At 63.6% G+C, this 22,531-nt stretch carries 21 protein-coding genes; 12 read left to right on the plus strand and 9 right to left on the minus strand.

All coding sequences use genetic code 11. The annotated features are described in order from the left end of the window. Positions 1-5 precede the first annotated feature (5 nt). Positions 6-443 carry an alternative ribosome rescue aminoacyl-tRNA hydrolase ArfB gene (gene arfB / locus Mame_RS04005; RefSeq protein ID WP_018065323.1) on the minus strand — a complete coding sequence of 146 codons (438 nt, stop codon included), beginning with the start codon at positions 441-443 and terminating at the stop codon, positions 6-8. Positions 444-697: 254 nt separating this feature from the next. Between arfB and Mame_RS04010 the strand changes: the two genes are divergently transcribed. Next, complete coding sequence (locus Mame_RS04010; protein ID WP_018065322.1) at positions 698-1,138, plus strand: glyoxalase superfamily protein; 441 nt, start codon at positions 698-700, stop codon at positions 1,136-1,138. A gap of 95 nt (positions 1,139-1,233) precedes the next feature. On the opposite strand, the gene Mame_RS04015 is transcribed toward Mame_RS04010, so the two are convergent. After that, positions 1,234-2,841: a phosphoenolpyruvate carboxykinase gene (locus Mame_RS04015; protein ID WP_018065321.1), complete on the minus strand. Its 1,608-nt coding sequence runs from the start codon at positions 2,839-2,841 to the stop codon at positions 1,234-1,236. Between the two features lie 334 nt (positions 2,842-3,175). Here Mame_RS04015 and Mame_RS04020 point away from each other — a divergent pair, with 334 nt between their 5' ends. From Mame_RS04020 to Mame_RS04050, 7 genes are all read left to right on the plus strand, one after another. Continuing rightward, entirely contained in the window at positions 3,176-3,892 is a 717-nt protein-coding gene (locus tag Mame_RS04020; protein ID WP_018065320.1) for a response regulator transcription factor, read from the plus strand. Positions 3,893-4,019: 127 nt separating this feature from the next. Continuing rightward, a complete protein-coding gene (locus tag Mame_RS04025) occupies positions 4,020-5,726 on the plus strand; it encodes a HAMP domain-containing histidine kinase (RefSeq protein WP_018065319.1) in 1,707 nt (568 codons plus the stop codon). Continuing rightward, on the plus strand, positions 5,723-6,205 hold the full coding sequence (locus tag Mame_RS04030; protein WP_018065318.1) for an HPr kinase/phosphorylase: 483 nt from the start codon (positions 5,723-5,725) through the stop codon (positions 6,203-6,205). The genes Mame_RS04025 and Mame_RS04030 overlap by 4 nt, the downstream gene beginning before the upstream one ends. Positions 6,206-6,318: 113 nt before the next feature. Next, positions 6,319-6,720 carry a PTS sugar transporter subunit IIA gene (locus tag Mame_RS04035; RefSeq protein ID WP_018065317.1) on the plus strand — a complete coding sequence of 134 codons (402 nt, stop codon included), beginning with the start codon at positions 6,319-6,321 and terminating at the stop codon, positions 6,718-6,720. 8 nt (positions 6,721-6,728) lie between these two features. Next, positions 6,729-7,004 carry an HPr family phosphocarrier protein gene (locus tag Mame_RS04040; RefSeq protein WP_018065316.1) on the plus strand — a complete coding sequence of 92 codons (276 nt, stop codon included), beginning with the start codon at positions 6,729-6,731 and terminating at the stop codon, positions 7,002-7,004. Between the two features lie 55 nt (positions 7,005-7,059). Then, positions 7,060-7,845 (plus strand): ThuA domain-containing protein, encoded by a 786-nt coding sequence (locus Mame_RS04045; protein ID WP_018065315.1) that lies wholly within the window; start codon positions 7,060-7,062, stop codon positions 7,843-7,845. 16 nt (positions 7,846-7,861) lie between these two features. After that, positions 7,862-8,953, plus strand: a complete 1,092-nt coding sequence (locus tag Mame_RS04050; protein ID WP_018065314.1) for a Gfo/Idh/MocA family protein — start codon at positions 7,862-7,864, stop codon at positions 8,951-8,953. A 79-nt stretch (positions 8,954-9,032) separates the two neighbouring features. Here the strand turns inward: Mame_RS04050 and Mame_RS04055 are convergent, their stop codons facing one another. After that, the gene (locus Mame_RS04055) at positions 9,033-9,788 is read right to left on the minus strand and encodes a Crp/Fnr family transcriptional regulator (RefSeq protein WP_018065313.1); all 756 of its coding nucleotides are present in this window, start codon (positions 9,786-9,788) and stop codon (positions 9,033-9,035) included. A gap of 317 nt (positions 9,789-10,105) precedes the next feature. On the opposite strand from Mame_RS04055, the gene Mame_RS04060 reads away from it, so the two are divergent. Continuing rightward, entirely contained in the window at positions 10,106-11,173 is a 1,068-nt protein-coding gene (locus tag Mame_RS04060; RefSeq protein ID WP_018065312.1) for a glycosyltransferase, read from the plus strand. A gap of 13 nt (positions 11,174-11,186) precedes the next feature. Here Mame_RS04060 and Mame_RS04065 read toward each other — a convergent pair whose 3' ends face one another. The 6 genes from Mame_RS04065 to Mame_RS04090 all read right to left on the minus strand — a co-directional run bounded on the left by Mame_RS04065 (position 11,187) and on the right by Mame_RS04090 (position 18,242). Further along, positions 11,187-12,707 (minus strand): aldehyde dehydrogenase (NADP(+)), encoded by a 1,521-nt coding sequence (locus Mame_RS04065; RefSeq protein ID WP_018065311.1) that lies wholly within the window; start codon positions 12,705-12,707, stop codon positions 11,187-11,189. Between the two features lie 311 nt (positions 12,708-13,018). Next, positions 13,019-13,969: an alpha/beta hydrolase family protein gene (locus Mame_RS04070; protein ID WP_018065310.1), complete on the minus strand. Its 951-nt coding sequence runs from the start codon at positions 13,967-13,969 to the stop codon at positions 13,019-13,021. 19 nt (positions 13,970-13,988) lie between these two features. Next, on the minus strand, positions 13,989-15,191 hold the full coding sequence (locus Mame_RS04075; RefSeq protein ID WP_018065309.1) for a CaiB/BaiF CoA transferase family protein: 1,203 nt from the start codon (positions 15,189-15,191) through the stop codon (positions 13,989-13,991). A gap of 73 nt (positions 15,192-15,264) precedes the next feature. Beyond that, positions 15,265-16,233, minus strand: coding sequence for a Bug family tripartite tricarboxylate transporter substrate binding protein (locus Mame_RS04080; protein WP_018065308.1), 969 nt, complete (start codon positions 16,231-16,233; stop codon positions 15,265-15,267). 3 nt (positions 16,234-16,236) lie between these two features. Further along, positions 16,237-17,799 (minus strand): tripartite tricarboxylate transporter permease, encoded by a 1,563-nt coding sequence (locus Mame_RS04085; RefSeq protein WP_018065307.1) that lies wholly within the window; start codon positions 17,797-17,799, stop codon positions 16,237-16,239. Further along, a complete protein-coding gene (locus Mame_RS04090) occupies positions 17,796-18,242 on the minus strand; it encodes a tripartite tricarboxylate transporter TctB family protein (RefSeq protein WP_018065306.1) in 447 nt (148 codons plus the stop codon). Before Mame_RS04090 ends, Mame_RS04085 begins: the two co-directional genes overlap by 4 nt. 123 nt (positions 18,243-18,365) lie before the next feature. Between Mame_RS04090 and Mame_RS04095 the strand changes: the two genes are divergently transcribed. From Mame_RS04095 to Mame_RS04105, 3 genes are all read left to right on the plus strand, one after another. Then, positions 18,366-19,352, plus strand: a complete 987-nt coding sequence (locus Mame_RS04095; protein WP_018065305.1) for a LysR family transcriptional regulator — start codon at positions 18,366-18,368, stop codon at positions 19,350-19,352. 116 nt (positions 19,353-19,468) lie between these two features. Next, positions 19,469-20,011 (plus strand): biliverdin-producing heme oxygenase, encoded by a 543-nt coding sequence (locus Mame_RS04100; RefSeq protein ID WP_018065304.1) that lies wholly within the window; start codon positions 19,469-19,471, stop codon positions 20,009-20,011. Continuing rightward, on the plus strand, positions 20,008-22,530 hold the full coding sequence (locus tag Mame_RS04105; RefSeq protein ID WP_018065303.1) for an HWE histidine kinase domain-containing protein: 2,523 nt from the start codon (positions 20,008-20,010) through the stop codon (positions 22,528-22,530). The genes Mame_RS04100 and Mame_RS04105 overlap by 4 nt, the downstream gene beginning before the upstream one ends. Position 22,531: the final 1 nt, after the last annotated feature.

Raw genomic sequence — 22,531 nt, forward strand, 5'->3', positions numbered from 1 at the left:
CGCTCTCACTCGTCCGACGCGGGCTTGCCGCGCATCTTCTTGATGGCGCCGCGTCCGGTCTTTGCCTTCAGCCGGCGTTCGATCGAGCCCTTGGTGGGCCTGGTCTTGCGGCGTCTCGGCGGCGGCGGGGCGGCGGCGGCGAGGATCAGCTCCTTGAGACGCTCGCGGGCATCCTCGCGGTTGCGCTCCTGGGAGCGAAACCGGTTGGCCTCGATCATCAGCACGCCTTCCTTGGAGAGCTTGCGGCCGGCGATGCGCGCGGCATTGCGCTTGACCGTATCGGGCAGAGAGGGCGAGGCCGTGAGCGGAAAGAATAGCTGAACGGCGGTCGCCACCTTGTTGACGTTCTGCCCGCCGGGTCCGCCCGACAGCACGAACTGCTCGGTCAGCTCCCAGCCGAAAATGGTGATCCGGTCGTTGATGAAAAGGTCGCTTGAGGCCATGGCTGGCGTTATCTCACGCCGTCCCTTGCCCTTCAAGGTCGCAATCCCGGTCGGGCGGACTTTGCTTGACGCAGACGGAAAAGCGGCGTACCGAGCCATAACGGCAAGGGACGCCGGCCGCCCGCAAGCACGCTGTGCTCTGGTGAAGTTCCCTTCAAACCGATGAGCGATGTTTTCAAACCTTGCGCATTCGCGTTTCAGGCAATGCGGGCACCGGAACACCATAAAAGCGAATGCGAAGGGAAGACTTCGCAATGCCCCATACACCACTCCCAGCCCTTGAGACGCTCAAGGATCAGGCGAAACGCCTGCGCGCCCGGCTGGCGCAGGAAGACCAGACCATCAGCCACTCCCGCGCGCTGGAACTGATCGCCGCGCAATACGGTTTTCGCGACTGGAACACGCTGCATGCCAAGGTCGGCAACCGGCCGCCGCTCAATCCGTGGATGCTCGGCGCGCGCGTCAGCGGAACCTATCTCGGCCATAAGTTTACCGCCGAGGTGATCTCGGTGCAGGCGATCCAGAACAGACCGGGCTACTACCGGCTGACGATGAAGTTCGATGAACCCGTCGATGTGGTCACGTTCGAGAGCTTTTCGGCCTTTCGCCGCCGGATCAACTGCACCATCGACGAAACCGGCCGCTCGCCTTCAAAGACGTCCGATGGACGCCCGCATGTGGAACTGTCCTGGTAGCAGAGTGGGGAGGCCGGCGTCTAAACGAAAAATACCCGAGCAACCTGAGCCGCCCGGGTATTTCATGCACTCCTCCTGCGGAGCTAAAGCTGTTTTCAGGCCGCGGCCAGCACGCCCGGGGAAGCCGCCTTCACGCCGGCATCGACATGGTCCTCGAACTTGGCGAAGTTGGCGACGAACATGTCGACCAGCTTCTTGGCCTGCGCATCGTAGGCGGTCGGGTTCGACCAGGTGCCGCGCGGGTTAAGGATCGCGGCATCGACGCCCGGCACCGCGACCGGCACCTCGAAGCCGAAATTGTCATCGGTGCGGAATTCGGCTTGCGCCAGCCGGCCCGACAGCGCCTCGGCGAGCATGGCGCGGGTCTGGCGGATCGGCATGCGGCTGCCGGTGCCATAGGCGCCGCCGGTCCAGCCGGTATTGACCAGCCAGCACTGGACGCCATGCTTGGCGATCAGCGCTTTTAAGAGATTGCCGTATTCGGTCGGGTGGCGCGGCATGAACGGCGCGCCGAAACAGGTCGAGAACGTCGCTTCCGGCTCGGTCACGCCCTTTTCGGTGCCCGCGACCTTGGCGGTGTAGCCCGACAGGAAGTGGTACATCGCCTGTTCGGGCGTGAGTTTCGCGATCGGCGGCAGCACGCCGAAGGCATCCGCCGTCAGCATGATGACGGTCCTGGGATGCGGCGCGAGCCCGGTGCGCGAGGCGTTGGGGATGTAATCCAGCGGATAGGCGCAGCGGGTGTTTTCGGTCAGCGAGCCATCGTCGAAATCGGGCTCGCGGTCGGCATCGAGCACGACGTTTTCCAGCACCGTGCCGAACCGCTTGGTGGTGGCGTAGATTTCGGGCTCGGCCTCCGCCGAAAGCCGGATGGTCTTGGCGTAGCAGCCGCCCTCGAAGTTGAACAGGCCCTTTTCGCCCCAGCCATGCTCGTCATCGCCAATCAGCGTGCGCGCCGGATCGGCCGAAAGCGTGGTCTTGCCGGTGCCCGACAGGCCGAAGAACACCGCAGCGTCGCCATCCGGCCCGACATTGGCCGAGCAGTGCATCGGCATCACGCCGCGTTCGGGCAGCAGGTAGTTGAGCACGGTGAAAACCGACTTCTTCATCTCGCCGGCGTAGGATGTGCCGCCGATCAGCACCAGGCCGTTGACGAGATCGCAGGCGATCACGGTTTCGGTGCGGCAGCCATAACGTTTCGGATCGGCCGAAAACGACGGCAGGTTGATGATCGTCAGCTTTGCCTCGAAATGTTCAACCGCGTCGCGATCCGGACGGATCAGCAGGTTGCGGATGAACTGGGCGTGCCAGGCATATTCACTGATCACCCGCGTTGGCAGGCGATTGTCCTCGTCGGCGCCGCCGATCAGGTCCTGGACGAACAGGTCCTTGCCGGCGGCATGGGCCAGCATGTCGGCCTTCAGAAGCGCGAAATGCTCCGGCGACATCGGCTTGTTGTTATCCCACCAGATCTGGTCGCGGGTGGCGTCGTCGCAGACCACGAACTTGTCCTTGGCCGAGCGGCCGGTGTGCTGGCCGGTCAGCGCGCGCAAGGCGCCGCCCGCCGTCAGAACCGCTTCCCCGCGACGGATCGATTCCTCGCAGAGTTCGGCCGGAAGGAGGTTGTAGTAGACTGATTTCAGGTCTTTCAGACCCGCGCTCTCGACCGGAAAGCTGCGATTGTAGATTCCATGCTCCGCCATGTTCTCGCCTTTCAAGGGAAATTCAATTTTTTAAAAACATATTAAATTAATTCGCATCCGACAACCGGGGAAGTCGCAAAATCTAATGAAATCAGTCATTTAATCGATTAAAGAAATTTCGCCTATGACGCATATATGAAAATTTCTCTGTTTTCTCATGACTTTAACCCTCCAAAAAGGCCGACGCTAAATCCGGTTTAAACCGCAACGGATCGGACGTGTCGGGCGGCTTGCCACAATTTGTTCCAGTTTTTTTCCAAGAAATGCTAGAAACAGGGAGTTGGTCCGCTTTGCGGCGGCCCTTCCAAAAAACAAATGCTGACAGGGAGTTCCCATGCAGACGATCGCTCTGGTCGATGACGACCGCAACATTCTGACCTCGGTGTCGATCGCGCTCGAATCGGAGGGGTACCGCGTCGACACCTATACCGATGGCGCGACCGCGCTGACCGGACTTCAGGCCAACCCCCCGCAGCTTGCGATTTTCGATATCAAGATGCCGCGCATGGACGGGATGGAACTGTTGCGCCGCCTGCGCCAGAAATCCGATATGCCGGTGATCTTCCTCACCTCCAAGGATGAAGAGATCGACGAGCTGTTCGGCCTGAAGATGGGCGCCGACGATTTCATCACCAAGCCGTTCTCGCAGCGCCTTCTGGTGGAGCGCGTGCGCGCCGTGCTGCGCCGGGTCGCCGCCCGCGAGGCCGCCGCCAATGGCGTGAAGCCCGCCGATGGCGAGGCCAACCGTCCGCTGGAGCGCGGGCCGCTGGTGATGGACCGCGAGCGCCACACCTGCACCTGGAAGGGCGGCGCTGTGACGCTCACCGTCACCGAGTTCCTGATCCTGCAATCGCTGGCCCAGCGCCCGGGCGTGGTCAAGAGCCGCGACGCGTTGATGGATGCGGCCTATGACGATCAGGTCTATGTCGACGACCGCACCATCGACAGCCACATCAAGCGCCTGCGCAAGAAGTTCAAGATGGTCGATACCGATTTCGATATGATCGAGACCCTTTACGGCGTCGGCTATCGCTTCCGCGAGGCGGCCTGATTTTCCACGATGACGACCGGCGCTCCGCAGATAGGCGGCCGCGCCGGCGTTCGCAGGACGTAGCGTGACGGACACAGCCAGCAACAAAGCGAAACCGGCCCGGCGTTGGCGAAAGCCCTTCGCCGTGATGCGCTGGGTGCTGGCCTCGACCGTGTTTTCGAGCCTCAACTGGCGCATCCTGTTCTTCAACCTTCTGGCGCTGTTCTTTCTGGTCGGCGGCATTCTCTACCTCAATCAGTTCCGCGAGGGCCTGATCGACGCGCGTGTGGAAAGCCTGCTGACCCAGGGTGAAATCATCGCCGGCGCGATCGCCTCTTCGGCCTCGGTCGAAACCGACACGATGACGATCGATCCGCAGAAGCTTCTGGAACTGCAGGCCGGCGAAAGCGCCCGGCCGACCGCAAGCGACGAGGACCTTCGCTTTCCGCTCAACCCCGAAAAAGTGGCGCCGATCCTCCGACGGCTGATCTCGCCGACCCGGACGCGGGCGCGGATCTTCGATCCCGACGCCAATCTCATCCTCGATTCGCGCTATCTCTACTCGCGCGGCCAGGTGCTGCGCTACGACCTGCCCGCCGCCAGCCAGGATGACGCCGAAAGCATCGGCGACAAGCTCGGCAACCTCATGAACCGCTTCCTGCAGCCCGGCAACCTGCCGCGCTATGAGGAAGCGCCGGGTGGCGACGGCTCGATCTATCCGGAGGTCATCAAGGCACTGGACGCCCAGCGCTCCGCCGTGGTGCGGGTCACCGACAAGGGCAAGCTGATCGTCTCCGTGGCCGTGCCGATCCAGCGGTTCCGCGCGGTGCTCGGCGTGCTGCTTTTGTCCACCCAGGCCGGCGATATCGACGAGATCGTCCATGCCGAGCGGATTGCGATCATCCGTGTCTTCGGGGTCACCGCGCTGGTGACGATGATCCTGTCCTTCATGCTGTCCTCGACGATCGCAAGCCCGCTGCGCCGGCTGTCGGAGGCCGCCGTGAGGGTGCGGCGCGGCGGACCGCGCGAGCGCGAGGAAATCCCGGATTTCTCTGCCCGCCAGGACGAGATCGGCCATCTGTCGACGGCGCTTCGGGAAATGACCACGGCGCTTTATGACCGGATCGACGCGATCGACAGTTTCGCCGCCGACGTCGCCCATGAGTTGAAGAACCCGCTGACCTCGCTGCGCAGCGCGGTCGAAACCCTGCCGCTGGCGAAAACCGAGGAATCCAAGGCCCGGCTGACGGAGATCATCCAGCACGATGTCCGCCGTCTCGACCGGCTGATCAGCGACATTTCCGACGCTTCCAGGCTCGATGCCGAGCTTGCCCGCGAGGATGCGGCGCGCTTCGATGTCGAGGCTTTGCTCACCGATCTGGTGAATATCTCGCGCGAAACCAGCAAGCGCCACAAGAAGGTTCAGATCGGCTTTACCGCCCATCCCGGCAATCACGGCAAGAGCGCGTTCGAGACCTATGGCCATGACCTGCGCATCGGCCAGATCGTCACCAACCTGATCGAGAATGCCCGTTCCTTCGTGCCTGAAAAGACCGGCCGCGTCGACGTGGCGCTGACCCGCACACGGGCGCAGATCATCGTCACCGTCACCGATAACGGCCCCGGCATCCGCCCCGACGCGTTGGAGCGCATTTTCGAGCGGTTTTATACCGACCGGCCGGACGGCGAGGCGTTCGGCCAGAATTCCGGGCTCGGCCTGTCGATCTCGCGCCAGATCGCCGAAGCCCATGGCGGCACGCTGATGGCGGAAAATGTCACCGATGCGGAGACCGGCGCGGTCAAGGGTGCGCGCTTCACCCTCACCCTGCCGGCCGCCACCGGCAAGGCGTCATGACCGGCGCGGTCAATCTGCATGCAACCGCAATCGTGCTCGGCGCGACCGGCATCCTGATCACCGGCCCTTCCGGCGCCGGCAAGAGCGCGCTGGCGCTTTCGCTGATCCGGGCGGGTCGGCTGCATGGCCTTTACGCAAGCCTCGTCGCCGATGACCAGGTGATGATCTCGGCGCTGAACGGCAGGGCGGTGGCGGCCGCGCCGCCGGCGACCGCGGGCCTGATCGAAATCCGCGGAACCGGTCTCGTGCCGATCGATTACCTGCCGGAGGCGGTTGCGGATTTTGCGCTGCGGCCCGTCGATCCGGCCACGGCCGAGCGTCTGCCGGTGTCCGGCGAGAGGCTTGACCTTCTTCCGGGTCTGGCGCTGCCGCTCGCCCGCCTCGCCTTTCCCTCGCCCGATCCGTTTTCGGCGCTTGCAGCGCTTTGCCCCGAACTTGAGGAAGGGCGTCCCGCGCGCCCGCGTCTTGCCGACTGCTGACCGCGATGGCCCGGCCGCGACTGATTTCATGTGTGATTTAGCCGTTTTGGCTTGCACTTCGCGCCCGCTTCGACAAGATGCGAACGTTATCGCCCCGAGAAGGAGCTTGGTGAATGATCGGACTGGTTCTTGTGACCCATGGCGGCCTTGCGGAGGAATTCCGTCTGGCGGTCGAACATGTTGTTGGGCCCCAGGATGCCATCGAGACGATTTCGATCGGCCCGGAAGACGACATGGACCGCCGACGCGACGATATCGTTGCCGCCGTCGGCAAGGTCGATGCCGGCAACGGCGTCATCATCCTGACCGACATGTTCGGCGGAACGCCTTCAAACCTCGCGATTTCGGTGATGAGCAACGGCACGATCGAGGTGATCGCCGGCGTCAACCTGCCGATGCTGATCAAGCTTGTGGCCGTGCGTCAGGAAAACGACATGGCAAAGGCGCTTGCCGAAGCCGAGGATGCCGGCCGGCGCTATATCAATGTCGCAAGCCGTGTGTTGAGCGGGAACTAGCAGGCCATATGGAAACCGTTACACGCCGCCTGACCATTCTCAACAAAAGGGGGCTGCATGCGCGCGCTTCGGCGAAATTCGTCCAGACCGTCGAGAAATTCGATGCCTCCGTCGCCGTTGCCAAGGATGGCATGCGCGTGGGCGGCACGTCGATCATGGGGCTGATGATGCTTGCCGCCGGCATCAACAGCACTATTGTTGTCTCAGCCGCGGGCGCGGAGGCGGAAGCGGCGCTCGATGCCATCGAGGCGCTTGTTGCCGACCTCTTCGGCGAGGACGGCTAAGCCCGGTCGCCCCGCCTTTCGCGCCGCGCCAATCCGAAAAAAATGGATACCAGACATGACCATCAGAACCCTTGTGTGGGGCGAGAACGTCCACGAGCAGACCAACAAGACCGTGGCCGAGCTTTACCCAAGCGGCATGCATGCCGCCATCGCCGACAGCCTCAACCGCAATGACGGCATCAAGGCGGACACCGCCGTTCTCCAGGACCCCGAGCACGGCCTGACGGCCGAGCGGCTTGCTGCGACCGACGTCCTGCTGTGGTGGGGCCATGCAGCCCATGGCGAGGTTTCCGACGCGATTGCCGAGCGCGTCTGCGAGGCGGTCTGGAGCGGGATGGGCATGATCTTCCTGCACTCGGCGCATTTTTCCAAACCGTTCAAGCGGCTGATGGGCACGGCCTGCAATCTCACCTGGCGCGAAGCCGGCGAGCGCGAGCGGCTGTGGGTGACCTCCGCCAACCACCCGATCGCCGAAGGCGTCGGCCCGATGTTCGAGCTCGAGAACGAGGAGATGTACGGCGAACCCTTCGGCGTGCCGGAACCGCTGGAGACCGTGTTCGTGAGCTGGTTCCAGGGCGGCGAGGTGTTCCGTTCCGGCCTCACCTATAAGCGCGGCGCGGGCAATGTGTTCTACTTCCGCCCCGGCCACGAGACCTATCCGACCTATCACGACGCCAATGTCCAGCGCGTGATCGCCAATGCCGTGCGCTGGGCCCATAACCCGGCCCGCCGGATCGCCGATCCTACCGCGGCGCCCAACGTGCCCGTCGACGAAGCGCCGGAAAAGATCACCGAGCGCGGCGCCCGCCTGCACAATCCCGGCGAAGACGGTTTTCGCTGACCACGGAGACAGCCCCATGAGCAAGACGAAGAAACCGGTCCAGGTGCTGATCGTCGGCACCGGCGGCATGGCGCGCGTTCATGCCGAAGCCTTTGCCGAAATGGACGGCGTGAGCGTGGTGGCGGGCGTCGATCCGCGCGCCGAGGTGCTCGCTGCGTTCTGCGACAAACACGGGATCGAAGGCCGCTACGCCACGCTTGCCGAGGCGATCGAGCAGTGCGATTTCGACGCCGCCTCGGTGGTGACGCCCGACGGCCTGCATTATGCCACAACCATGCCGCTGATCGCGGCCGGCAAACATGTGCTGTGCGAAAAGCCGCTGAGCACCGACTACGCCTTCGCCTCCGAGATGGCCTCGGCCGCGGAGGCTGCCGGCATCGTCAACATGATCAATCTCAGCTACCGCAATGTCGCCGCCCTGCAGAAGGCCGCCGACATGATCGCCGCGGGCGAGATCGGCGCGGTGCGCCATTTCGAGGCCTCCTACCTGCAGAGCTGGCTGACGCAGTCCGTCTGGGGCGACTGGCGCACCGAGCCCGGCTGGCTGTGGCGGCTTTCCACCGCGCATGGCTCCAAGGGCGCGCTCGGCGATGTCGGCATTCATATCGTCGATTTCGCCACCTTTGCCGCCGGCTCCGCGCCGCATTCGGTCTCCTGCCGCACCGCCGTGTTCCACAAGGCCCCAGACGACAGGATCGGCGAATACACCCTCGACGCCAATGACAGCTTCGTCATGCATATGGACCTCGCCAATGGCGCGATCGGCACGATCACGGCGTCGCGCTTCGCCTCCGGTCACCACAATGACCTCCGCCTCCGGATTTACGGCGACAAGGGCGGGCTGCAGGTGCTGTTCGAACGCGGCGAAAGCCATTTGCGCGCGGCCATCGGCCCGGATGCGCTCGCAAAGGAGGAATGGAGCGATATCGACTGCCCGCCGGTCGCCACGATCTACCAGCGCTTCATCGCCGCGATCCGCGGCGAGGCGCCGGCCGAGCCGACCTTCCTGCGCGGCGCGGAACTGCAGCAGGTTCTCGACCTCGCCGGCCGCTCCCAGGAGATGGGCAGCCGTTCCCTGACGCTCGAGGCGGTTGCGAAACCGTCATGAAATCGTCCCGCCCAGGCCAAATTAACTGAATTTCAGTTTATTTGGCCTAACAGGCTGAAAACAAAGAGATTTGACATATTCAGGCCTCGACGGGCGTCCCGTCGGGAAACCAGGATGTGTCGAGTTTGGTATGTCGGTCGGAGAAGTCGCAGATGCGCTTCATCCGGTCCTCCTCGAGGATCTCCACCGAGCCGTTGGAGCGGCGGATCAGGCCGTCTTTTTCGAGCGCCGTGAAACTGCGGCTGACATAGACATTGGTGAGCCCCAGTACATCGGAAATCTCGGTCTGGTTTAGAGGCAGCCGGAAAGTCGTCGTCATCGTCGTGTTGGTGATGCGCAGCCGCGCCTGGAGGTCGAGCAGCAGATAGGCGATCCGCTCGCGCGCGCTCATGCGGCCGATGGCACGCAGGAAATCAATCATGATCACCTGGTTGCGCACCGCAAGCGCAAACAGCAGCGCGGCAAGCTGCGGCGCGCGCTTGAACACCTCGTCGAGATCCTTTTTCGGAAACGGGCAGAGCCGGACGTCTTCGGCGGCTCTCAAGACTGTGGTGCGTTCGGTAAAGGCGATATCGGGAAAACCGACGATATCGCCCGGGTGGTGTATCTCCACGATCTGCCGGCGGCCATCCTTAAGGTCGGCATAGCTGTAGAGCCAGCCCTTCTTAACCACATAGAGGTGAATATTCTGGTCGCCCTCCTGATAGACCTCGTCATTCTTGGCGAAATCCTTTTCCTCGCGCTCGAAGCGGGCGATGCTCTCAAGCGAGGCTTCGTCGAGTTCGGCATAATGCGATAGCTTCTGGGCCAGACAGCTTTTCGTGTGCGCGTTCATCTTTCCAAAACCTTCCGGCAGAGCGACTGTGGTGACATGCTCGCTGCCACTGCAATTATGGCCGAATGATGGCAGCCGCTGCAATCATCATGCTCGGTTGAGGCGACACTTTATGCGCGCCGTCCTCGTTTTCAACGTAATTTTAGACGATTTGTAACCAGTTTAATGCGCGCCTTTTCTAAACAGTACAGGTACATGACAAACGAGGAGGGCCTGATGTCGGAACTGCCATCGGGTCAAAAGAAGCAATTCGCGGCCGGGCGGGTCCTGTTGATCGCGAAAATCCTTCAAAACGAACAAAGAAAGGAGGCACTCTCATGTCCTCCGCCATTGCCGTTATAGACCCATATTGCCTTACGCCCTATACGCTCGGCTCGCTGGAAGCCGGCGCGCTCAGCGGCGCGGAATCCATTGCCATGCGCGTTGCAAGAGCCCATGGCAGGAACTTCCGGTTTCATTTCTACCAGAACGGCCGCATCGATATCGACCGCGATGCCTGCGGCTTCTACAGACCGCTCGCGTCGCTGAAGGCGGACGATCTCGCGGGCGTTCAGGCGATCGCGGTGGTCAGCTCATGGAAATCGGCGCTGAAGGCGCGCAAGCTCAATGCGCATTGCCCGATCTTCCTCCGGCTTCATTCCAATCCGGGGCGGCACAATCGCCGCATGGGCGAAGCGCTTGCCGAGGCCGGTATCGAGATCGTCTGCGTCTCTCATGCGCATGCGCGCCATGTGAGCGAATTCCTGAGCGCGGAAAACGACAGGCTGCCGAAGATCACCACGATCTACAATCCGGTCGATGATCATCTCGCACCCGATGACACGCCGCGCGACGTGAACCGGCTGTTCTTTCCCGGCACGCCGCTCAGGGGAATTTCGGAGGTTCTCGCCAAGTTCGAACGGCTCCGCCAGCAACGCCCCGAGCTGAAGCTCGATATCGCCGAAGACGGCAACAAGATCTGGCCGGATGGCGTGCCGCCGGTCGGCGTCACCTTCCTGGGGCGGCTCGATCATGGCGAGATGATTGACCGGATGCGCGGGTCGCTTTGCGTCTTCTATCCCCAGACACGGTTTTTCGAGCCCTTCGGCCTGCCGTTGGCCGAGGCCAATGCGGTCGGCACGCCGGTGCTCGCGGATGAGGGGCTGGCGGTCAATCATGAAATTCTGGGCGGCGACGGCCAATGCGTCGACACCGGCGACATCGCCGCGATTGTCAGCCGGCTCGACGCCTGGCGCGATACGCCGCCGAAGGTTACGGCCGCGCCGCATTACCGCATTTCCCATATCGCCGAGTTGTGGCGGCAGAAGCTGACCGGGTCGCTTCAGTCGCCGCAGGGCGGTCCCGCAGCCATGGAAGCCGCGGCAGCCGCACCCGCTTCGCGGTAGCTGCCGCTCCTCTCTAACCAGTATGCCTCAGATCTTCCGGCAGCAGCGCCGCCGGCATGTTCTGGTAGCAGACCGGCCGCAGGAAACGGCGTATCGCCATGGTGCCGACCGAGGTGCCGCCGAAATTGGTGGTGGCCGGGTAGGGTCCGCCATGGATCATGGCATCGGCAACGGCGACCCCGGTCGAGAATCCGTTGGCGAGCAGCCGGCCGGCCTTGCGCTCAAGCACCGGCAGCAGCGAGCCGGCGAACTCGGCGTCATCATGATCCATGTGCAGCGTGCAGGTCAGCTGGCCCTCCAGCCGCTCGGCGACAGCCCGCATCTCCTGGGCGTTCGACGCCACGACAATGATGCCGAGCGGGCCGAAGACCTCATGGGCGAGCGCCGGGTTTTCGATGAATGCCGCGGCGGAAACCTTGTAGAGCGCGGGCGCGGCCTTGCGCCCATCCGCCTCCAGCTTGACCAGCGTTTCGACCCCGGATGCATGGGCAACCGCATCGCTGCCCTTGCGGAAGGCCTCGGCTATGCCGTCGGTCAACATCGTGGCCGCGCCGACCCTGCCAAGCTCCTCTGCCGCCTCTTCGGCGAACCGGTCGGCCTCGGGACCGGCCAGCGTCACCATCAGGCCCGGATTGGTGCAGAACTGGCCGACGCCCATGGTCAGCGAGCCGGCCCAGCCCTTGGCGATCTCGCTGCCGCGATTGGCGAGCGCGTCCGGCAGCAGGAAGTTGGGGTTGACCGAGCCGAGTTCGCCGAAGAACGGGATCGGCTCATCGCGACGGGCGCAAAGATCGAACAGCGCCTTGCCGCCGGCAAGCGAGCCGGTGAAGCCGACCGCCTTGATCAGCGGATGGGTGACAAGCATCGTGCCGGCCTCGTGCGAGGCGCCCTGCAGCAGTGAGAAGACGCCCGGATGAATGCCGCATTTCTCCGCTGCCGCCGCAATCGCCTCGGCCACGATCTCGCCGGTTCCGGGGTGGGCGGGGTGGCCCTTGACCACCACCGGGCAACCGGCGGCAAGGGCGGAAGCGGTGTCGCCGCCGGCCGTTGAAAACGCCAGCGGGAAATTCGAAGCGCCGAACACGGCCACGGGGCCGATCGGGCGCTGGATCATCTTCAGATCGGGCGAAGGCGGCGTCGCCTCGGGATTGGCGGCGTCATGCCTGCGGTCGAGATAATCGCCGTCCAGAATGTGGCGCGCGAACATGCGGAGCTGGCCCGTCGTGCGGCCGCGCTCGCCTTCAAGGCGGGCTTCCGGCAGGCCGGTTTCCGCCATGGCGATCGCGGTGATGTCGCTGCCGCGCTTTTCGATCTCGTCGGCGATCTTGTTCAGGAATTCGGCGCGGGTCCTGCGCGAGGTGTAGCCGTAATCCCAGAACGCGGCCTCGGCGGCCTTTACCGCCTCGTCCACCAGCGCCTCGTCGGCTTCGAAATATTCGAGCCGCTTTCCGGTCACTGGCTGTGAGCTGAAGCGTTTGGCGGTTTCTTTCCATTCGCCGCCGATCAGGTGCCGGCCATGTGGTTCGAAAGTCATAGATGTCTCCATTCAGATGAGGTCGCGGTGCGCGATCTCCGCCGTCAGCGCGCCAAGTCGACAGTCGGACGTGCGCTGACCCGGCCGCGACCCTCGTCAGTGTTGTGGGGCAAAACCTCACCCCGGGATGCAGCCCGCCAAAGATACAGCGACAACAGTTTCGGGCTCCGGATTGTTCCACCTCGCGGCCCGACAAGGTCCGCTGCGGCGGCCGATTATGCTCATTCCGCCCACGCGCGCAATCGGCCTGCAACAATGCGCAAAATGGCGCCGGACGCAAGCGCTTCCCGCGGTGCTGGCGTCCGGGAGCTCTATTTCCGCATGAACTGCGCGGGCCAGTCGGCGATGCGGTCGTCAAGCGCGGTAAGCCATGCGCGCGCATTCTGGTCATCCGCAAGATGGGCATCGAGGAAGGCGAGGGTCAGCATGGAGACCGCTTCGCGCTGGCCGGGGTGGCCGGGCGTCGGGTCGTTATCGGTCATGCCGCCGAGAAAATGATCGGCTTCCTCCAGCACGGCGAGATATTTGTCGCCGGCGGGCGCGTGATGAAACGGCTCGGTCTTCCAGTTCCAGTCCTGCCCCTTGGCGCCGCCGTCAAGCGTGCCCGTCACCGCCAGCACGGGCCCGTCCATCGCATCCCAGGAGCCCTCGCGCAGGCCCTGCTGGCCGCGGCCCTGACCGCTCAACAGCACGGCGGCCGAAAACCGCCGGTCGCGGAAACTGCGCGGGCCTTCGCCCGGCATGTCGATTTCCGCGCCGGTGAGCAATTGCGACGTATAGGCGCCGAAGGAATGGCCGGCGATCGCGGCGGGCAGGGGCGTGGACGACGCGCCGATGGTTTTCGCCTGGATCGCCGCCAGATTGTCCATGACGGCGGCGACGATCCGGATCCGCTCCATCCAGTAATGCGGCGTATGCAGGATCTGGAACATCCGGTCTCTCAGCGGCGGAAAGATGATCCACTTCGAAACCTCCGGACCATCGGGCGCAAAGCCGAGTTCGCGCGCCACAGCCGCAAGCGCGGCCGCGCCATCAGGAAACGTCGGATGGATGACGAGATAGCCATGGCTCGCCAGAAACGTGGAGAGCTCGACATGATCTCCGCCATGGCCCCCGAGGCCATGGCAGAAAACGACGATACCCTTCGCCTGCCCTTCAGCGGGATACCGGCAGACGAGCGGCAGGCGCGCATCCCGGTCCTCGATCTCGAAACGGACGGTGCTGACGGCGCTGGCTTCTCCCGGCCAATCCTTTGCATCCATTGTCTTTCCTCACTCTCCCTCAGATCACCCCGGCGCTGCGCAATGCGTCGATCTCGCCCTCCGAAATGCCGATCCCCTGCAGCACGCCTGCAGTGTCGGCGCCGAGTTCGGGCGGCGGCGCATGCGCGGTCACCGCCTCGCCATTGGCGCGGAAACTCATCGAGGGTACGTGGATCGGCCCGTCATGGCCTTCGATCCGGAATTCGGAAAGCAGGCCGCGCGCGGCAATATGCGCCTCCGAAAGGGTTTCGTCGAGACTGCGCACCCTGGCGGCCGGAACATCGACCTTGGCCAGCAAGGCCTCCCATTCATCCGCCGTGCGCGTCAGGAAGGTGGCGTTCAGCGCCTCACGCAGGGAAGCCGCGTTTGCCTTGACGGCGGCGGGCGTGTTCCAGCGCGCATCGGCGAGAATGTCGTCGCGGTCGATCGCCTTGCAGAGCCTGATGAACTGCGGAACGTTGTTGGCGGCCAGCATCAGCACGCCGTCCTTCGTCTCGAACGCGCCCGAGGAGGGGCTGGCGCTCCAGGCCTCGTTGCCGCTCTGTGTCGGCATCCATCCGGCGGTCATATGCTGGGTCATCAGCGAGGCCATCAGCATCAGCGCGGTATCGAGCATGGCGACGTCGACCTCAACCGCCTTGCCGGTGCGGCGAACCTCCAGCAGTCCCGCCATGATCGCCTGCGCGGCATTCATGCCGGTGGCGAAATCGATATAGGGCGCGCCGACCTTGGTCGGGCCATCGCCGGGCTTGCCGGTGGTCAGCATGATGCCGCACATGCCCTGGATGACGTGATCATAGGCGGGCCTTCCGCTCCACGGCCCGTTCTGGCCATAGGCGGAGATCGAGCAATAGACGATATCCGGCTTGATCGCCTTCACGACCTCGAAGCCGAGGCCCAGCCGCTCGGCGACGCCCGGCTTGAAATTTTCCACGAAGACATCGGCGCTCGCGATCAGCCTCTTCGCGATCTCGAGCCCCTTCGGATTCTTAAGATCGAGCGTAACGGATTTTTTGTCGGCGTTCTGGGTCAGGTAGCTTGAGGCCATGCGCCGCTCGGTCAGCTTCGGTAGCAGCCCGCCGATGCGGGTCCAGTCGCCCTCGCCGGGTTTTTCGATCTTGATGACTTCCGCGCCCATCAGGGCTAGTTGATAGGTGGCATAGGGGCCGGCCAGAACCTGGCTCAAATCGATCACCCTGACGCCCTTGAGTGGCTGAAACATAACGGCTTTCCGGTCTTGGGAGAGGAGCGCCGCGCGTTTCTGCGCGACGCGATTTCTTTTGGCAGACGGCCTGTTACTGCGCCGCCTTCTTGGCCTCTTCGATGATCTGCCTGTTCTTGTCGTAGGAAGACCGTATTTCGTTATAGGACTCATCGACGCCGAGGAACTTGATCGGGATATCGGCCGCCGCCGTGATCTTCTTGAAGTTTTCGTCGGTCTCGGCAACCGCGAGCGCTTCGGCGAGGCGGTCGAGAATTGCGCGGGGCGTTCCTTTGGGCAGGAACAGCGTGGTGCGCGAATCCATCGCCATCGGATAGCCTTCCTCCTCGATGGTCGGAACGTCCGGCGCGGACGGATGGCGGAAGGTCGTCAGGGCCGAAATCGTCTTCAGCTCCTCCGGGTAACGATAGTGAATGCCGCCGGAAAACGCCGCCGCCACCTGGTTGCCGAGCAGCGCATTGATCATTTCGCTGCCGCTCTGCAGCGGAACGATATTGACGTCGATATCATTCTGCTTGCTCAGCGCCTGAATGTAGAGCCGCGCTTCGGGGCTCAACGCGCCAAAGCTGGAGCCGGGATTTTCCTTGGCCCATGCCAGATATTCGGTGAGGTTGTCGTACGGGCTGTCCTTGCGGGCGGCCATGCCGACCTGGAAGGCGGTAATCATGCCGGCATATTCGAAATCGTCCGCGGTGAAATTGATTCCCTCCATGATGAAGGGCGAGGTATTGACCACCGAGTTCGACTGGAACAGCATGGTGTAGCCGTCGGGCTTGGCCTTTGTCAGCTCACGCGCGGCGACAGCGCCGCCGGCGCCCGGTTTGTTGACGATATTGACCGGCTGGCCGAGTTGGTCGGACATCACCTGCGCGGCCGCGCGAGCAACCAGGTCGGTCTGGCCGCCGGCGCCGTAGCCCACCATCATGGTGATCGGCCGATCGGGATAGGCGTCTTCGGCAAAGACCACGCCCGAGAGACTGGCAAGGCTCAGGGCCGCACCGCTGAGAAGGCCGAAAAGCCCCCGTTTGGTAATCGATTTCATCGCTCATCCTCCCTTTTGATTGCGAGAAACGTCCCGGTCTTCCGGGTCAGTAAAATCATGCGCGTCATGCCTGCCGACCGATGCCGCCAGCTTGCTGCCATGGCCGATCCACCAGGCAACCACCACGGTCAGCACCAGAAAGACGAGCGCGATCGGGTGCTGCAGCAGATTGAGCGCGTTGTGATCGAGCAGTTGCAGCGACTGGCGGAAGCTCAGCTCCAGATTGGGGCCGATGACGAAGCCGATCAGGAAGGTGACGAAGGAAAAATCGAGCTTGCGTGCGAAGAACCCGACAACCGCGAAGGCGAGCATCACATAGATCGAGAAGATGCTGCCGGTTTCCATATAGGCGCCGATGCTGCACAGAAGCAGCACGCCCGGAATGATCAGCCGCATCGGCGCCTTGATGATCTGGGCGAACACGCGCTGGCCGAGATAGCCGATCGCCAGCATGATCACGCTGGCGCACAGCATCGCGGCATAGACATCGGCGACGAGGCGCGGCTGTTGTTTGAACATCAGCGGGCCGGGCGTCAGCCCGTGCAGGATGAAGGCGGCGATCAGGATCGCGGCGATGACGCTGCCGGGTATGCCGAGCGCGAAGAGCGGGATCAGGCTTGCGGGCACGACGGCGTTGTCCGCGCTTTCGGCGGCCGCCACGCCCTCGATCATGCCCGTGCCGAATTTCTCCGGCGTCTTGGAGGCCTTGCGGGTCGCGCCATAGGACATGAACGAGCCGACGCTGGCGCCAAGACCCGGCAATATGCCGACGACCGAACCGATCAGCGTGCCGCGCGCAATCGCGGGAAAGCAGCGGCGCCATTCAGACCACAGGATCACGCGGTCCTCGCGCCTGTCGCTGTCGCGGATCTGGCCGGTCGCGGAATCGAGCGTCTTGAGATTGCCCGCCTGCACCACCATTTCGGCGACCGCCAGCATGCCGATCGCCATCGGCACCAGCTTGATGCCGTCATCGAACTCCAGCAGACCGAAGCTCATGCGCGGCACGAAGGTTTCGGTCTCGAACCCGATCGTGGCGAAGAAGATGCCGAGCGCGCCGGCGATCAGCCCCTTGGTCATCGAGGTGCCGGAAAGCCCGCCGATGAAGGTGAGCGAGAACAGCAGGATCGCGCAGAGTTCCACCGGACCGATCAGAAGCGCATAGCGCGCCAACGGCGCGGCCAGCAGGATCAGGATGATGGTCGAGATGAAGTCGCCGATCACCGAGGCGAACAGCCCCATTTTCAGCGCCTTCTGCGCCTTGCCCTGGCGGGCCAGCGGATAGCCGTCCAGCGCGGTCGGCGCGGAAGACGGTTCGCCGGGCGTATTGAGCAGGATAGCGGAGACCGCGCTGCCCGCGCCGCTGCCCTTGGCGATGCCGATCAGCATGCCGATGGCCGCCGGCGGGGTGAGGTAGAAGGTCAGCGGAATGGCGACCGCCACGCCGGTGCCCTTGCCAAGCCCCGGCAGCGCGCCGACGACATAGCCGATGAACACCCCGAGCGCGACCCATATCAGCGTGGCCGGGTGAAGGACATCCTGAAAACCGAGAAGGATATGGCTCATAGAATGCCCGTCCCAAGCAGCTTGTAAAATAGCAGCCAGACCGCGATCAGCAGCCCGGCGGTCATGCCGATGATCACCAGCGGCCGCCGCTCGCCCAGAAGCAGCAGGCTCGCTGCCACCAGGAAGATGCCGCTGGCAAGCGGGGCGAGAAGCAGGTAGAGCGCGATCGAGATCAGGAACACCGCGCCGATCCTGACCAGCGCCAGCATTTCGCCGCGCGTGATCGTCGGCTCGGCATCCTCCGGCGAGGGCTTCGCGCGCAGATTGGAAAACGCCAGAAAGGCCGACAGCGCGACCACGACGACCATCATCATGTGCGGCACGAGTCGGGGCGACATCATGCCGTCAGGCCCCTCGCCGATCCCTTTCGGAATGATGAAGACAAGCGCAAACAGGCCCAGAAGAGCCAGAACAACGCCGGAAACGATATTGGCGCGTCTCAATTTTTCCTCCCGATCGGTGACGCGTTGGCGACAAACGCCTGCCGTCACTCTCCTCGGTTGCACTATCGCCGATCCAGCGAAAAGAAATAGTCGAAACTTCCTTCAATATGATAAGTTGTGTTTATGGCTAAGGCATCGAACCGTATCGACGGACTCCGTCTCAGACACCTGCGCGTCCTTGAACTGATCGACGAGCATCGCTCCCTGCGCGCCGTCGGGCAGGTCCTCAACCGGACCCAGCCCGCCGTTTCGCAAATGGTGAAGGATCTGGAATATGCCTTCGGCGTCGAACTGGTGGCGCGCTCCGTGCGCGGCGTCGGGCTGACGCCCGCCGGTCATGTCGCGCTGGAGCGGGCCCGTTCGGGGCTCTCCTCGCTTGACCAACTTGCGGCCGAGTTGAAGATCAGCCCGTCGCCGATCCTCAGGATCGGCACCAATCCGGCGCTGATCTTCAACCTGCTGCCCGCGACCCTCAGAATTCTCGACGCAGGAAACAATGCGGTCCGCTACCGCGTCTCGGCCGGTGTGGTCGGCGATATACTGCGCGAGCTCTGGGACGGCCGGATCGACTGTTATGTCGGACGGATCGACTGGAACCATATTCCCAAAACCGTGATGCCGTCGCTGCGCCACGATCCGCTGACGCACACCGACCTCGTGCTGGCCTGTTCGAAGAACCATCCTCTTGCGGGACGTTCCGATATCGACATTGCCGAACTGGCCGACTGGCCCTGGCTGCTGCCGCCGGCGGAAAGCAATAACCGCATCGCGCTCGAAACGGAACTGCGCAACCATGGCGTGATTCTTCCCCAGCCGATGCTGGAACTCAACGCCGGGCCCGGCTCGCTGCTCACGCTGACCCACGAAATGCAGGTGCTGACGCTCACGCCCCGTTTCATGCTCGAAAGCCGGCTCGCCGTCGGCGAGGTTGTTGCGCTCAATATTCCCGGTTTCGCGCTGCCCGAGATCCAGGTGGGGTTTGTCACGCTGGCCGAATACGAAACCATGGCCTCCGTCAGGAACTTCCGCCAGGCCCTGCGCCAGGCCGCCGAGGCGCTGACGGGTGAGCATGGCCGGCCCTGCCAGCTCGCCAATAGCGACCCGCTTTAATCTGGTTTAAAGCCCGCCCCTGCCTGTCTCCCCCATAATCGCAAACGTCTGGCGCGGCCCGCATTATTCGTCTAAAGGTCACGTTTCCCGTATATTAATTTCTTCTAAAGTGGCGAATGGAACTGCTTGCCGAACTGCGAAACAATACCAGCGACCTGCATCAGCGCCTCGATCGCGCGGTCAGCCGCACCCCGTTCGCCTCGCCCGAAGGCTATCAGCGTTTCCTGCTGATGCATGCCCGCGTGCTGCCGCAAGCCGAGCGCTGGCTTGCCGCCCAGCCGCTTTATGCGACGCTTCCCGGCGACAGGCTGCGCACGGCGGCGCTCGCGCGCGATCTTGAGGCGCTCGCGCTTTCAATGCCGGCAGGCGCTTGCGTTGCGGGCAACAGCAGCTCGGTCGCGGGTCTGGCCTATGTGCTGGAAGGCTCGCGGCTTGGCGCGCGTTATCTGCTCGGCCAGTTGGCGAAGGCCGGCGCGCCCTATCCCGTCGCCTTCCTGCGTCATGGCGAGGGCGAGGATCACTGGACATCTTTCCGGGCCTGGCTCGCCGCCCAGCCTGCCAACCAAAGCGCCGTCGCAACGGCCGTAACGTCAGCCAGGGCGCTTTTCGATGCCTATCTGGAGGCCGTTTGCCATCTTGAAGGAGCACAGGCGCAATGAACGACCGGGTCGATCTGACCAATTGCGATCGCGAGCCGATCCATCTTCTCGGCCGCGTGCAGGCCTTCGGCTTTCTGGTCGCCGTCGCGCCCGACTGGACGATCTCGCATGTCTCCGAGAACATCGGCAATTTTCTCGACGTTGCGGCAGCGTCGCTGCTTGGCCGGCAGGCAGAGGCGCTGCTTCCGGCGGACACGATCCATACCATCCGAAACGGGCTGCAATTCCTCAATCCGCATCGCGGCGTGGAGGTGATCTACGACCTCGGCATCGCCGGGTCCGCAAACCGGTTCGATGCTTCGGTGCACAGGTTCAACGACACCATCATCATCGAGTTCGAGCCCGCAACGCCGGTGGAGGGCGCGGCCACCGACATGGCCAATGTGCGCAACGCCATCGACCGCATGGCCGAGCTCCCGTCCTTTGCCGCGGTCTACAGCCACACCGTCCGCTTCGTGAAGCTGATCACCGGCTTCGACCGGGTGATGCTCTACAAGTTCGGCGCGGACGATACCGGCGAAGTGGTGGCGGAGGCCAGGAAGCACGATCTCGAACCGTTCCTGAACCTGCGCTATCCGGCCACCGACATTCCAAAACAGGCGCGCGCGCTCTATGTCGAAAACCCGATCCGGCTGATCGGTTCCGTTGCGGACGAAGGATCACCGATCCTTGCCCTTGACGGCGAGGTGCTGGACCTTTCGGGAAGCCGGCTCAGAAGCGTGTCGACCATCCATCTCGAATATCTGCGCAACATGAATGTCGGCGCCTCGATGTCGATCTCGGTGATCGTCAACGGCGCGCTGTGGGGGCTGATCGCCTGTCACCACGGCAAGACCCATGTTCCCTCGATGCGGCTTCGAAATGCCGCGCTGCTGTTCGGCCACATGCTGTCTCTGATCCTGCAGACGCGGCTTTCAGCCGACGAGCGCGCCAATGACGAGGTGGTGCACCGGCTGACGACGCATATTTCCCGCACGCTTTCGAAGGACGCCACCACGCCGGAACTGCTGCGGTCCTCCGCCGAATCCTTCGCCGACATTCTCAAGGCCGATGGCTACGCCGTGGTGCAGGAGAACAAGGTCGTGGTTGGCGGCGACGCGCCGGAGGCGGCCGATATCCTCGCGCTCTGCGACCATCTGAACGCGCTGCCCGGCAACGCCGTCTACGCCAATCACGAGATCGGCACATTCATGCCGGACGCGGAGCGCCTTGTCGCAAAGGCAGCCGGCGTGCTGTCGATCCCGATCTCGCGCTCGCCGCGCGACTATCTGCTGTTCTTCCGGGTCGAACTGATGCAGCAGGTCAACTGGGCCGGCAATCCGGAAAAGCCGGTGAGCTACGGCCCTAACGGCGCCCGGCTGACGCCGCGCAAGAGTTTTGAGACCTGGCAAACGACGGTGCGCGGCCAAAGCGTGCCGTGGTCCGCCGCCGATATCCGCGCCGCCTCGCAATTGCGGATCATGCTGCTGGAAGTCGTGCTGCGGCTGACGGAAGAGGCAGGGCGCGAGCGCAAGCTTGCCAACGAGAAGCAGGAACTGCTGATCGCCGAGCTCAACCACCGGGTCCGCAACATTCTGGGCCTGGTGCGCGGCCTGATATCGCAGACCAGCGTTGGTGCGATCTCCACCAGCGAACTGGTCGCCAAGCTCGATGGCCGGGTGCAGACGCTGGCCCGCGCCCACGACCAGATCACCCGCCACCACTGGGCCCCGGCCGCGCTCACGGAGCTGATCGAGGCGGAGGCGGAGAGCTACCTCCTCGACAGGAAGACGCGGCTGGAAACCACCGGCCCCAGCGTGCTTCTGACGTCGAAAGCCTATACCTCGATGGCGCTGGTGATCCATGAGATGATGACCAACTCCGCCAAATACGGCGCGCTGTCATCGGCGCGCGGCACGGTCAGGATCGACTGGAGCCTCGGCCCGGACGAAAGCCTCCAGATCGACTGGCGCGAGATCGGTGGTCCGCCGGTGAAAGCGCCAAAACGCCGGGGCTTCGGTTCGACGATCATAGAGCGAACCATACCGTTCGAGCTGTCCGGCCGGGCCGATATTTCCTATCGTCTGGAAGGCGTGACGGCCGCGTTCTGGCTGCCGGCCGAACATGTGGTTGCCGAGGAGCCGGAACCGGCGCCCGCAGCTGTTGAACAGGTCTCCGCGCCCACCGCCTTCACGCCACCGAAATCGGTGCTGGTGGTCGAGGACAATCTGATGATTGCGCTGGATGCCGAGATGATCTTCGAAAGGCTCGGCTGTCTGGAGACCGCCATCGCGCCGACGGTGGAAGCCGCGGTCGGCATGCTTGACCGGCGTGACAGCCCCTTCGACTTCGGCCTTCTCGACATCAATCTCGGCAACGAGACCAGCTTCGAGGTGGCGCGCCGGCTGAAGCGGGATGGCGTGCCCTTCGCGTTCGCCTCCGGCTATGGCGACAGCCTGACGCTTCCCGAAGACCTCGAGGATATCCGCATCCTGTCCAAGCCCTATGACAAGGACATGATCAGGGGGCTGTTCGGTTAAT

Origin of the sequence: Martelella mediterranea DSM 17316, assembly GCF_002043005.1 — a bacterium.
Classification (GTDB): Bacteria; Pseudomonadota; Alphaproteobacteria; order Rhizobiales; family Rhizobiaceae; genus Martelella; species Martelella mediterranea.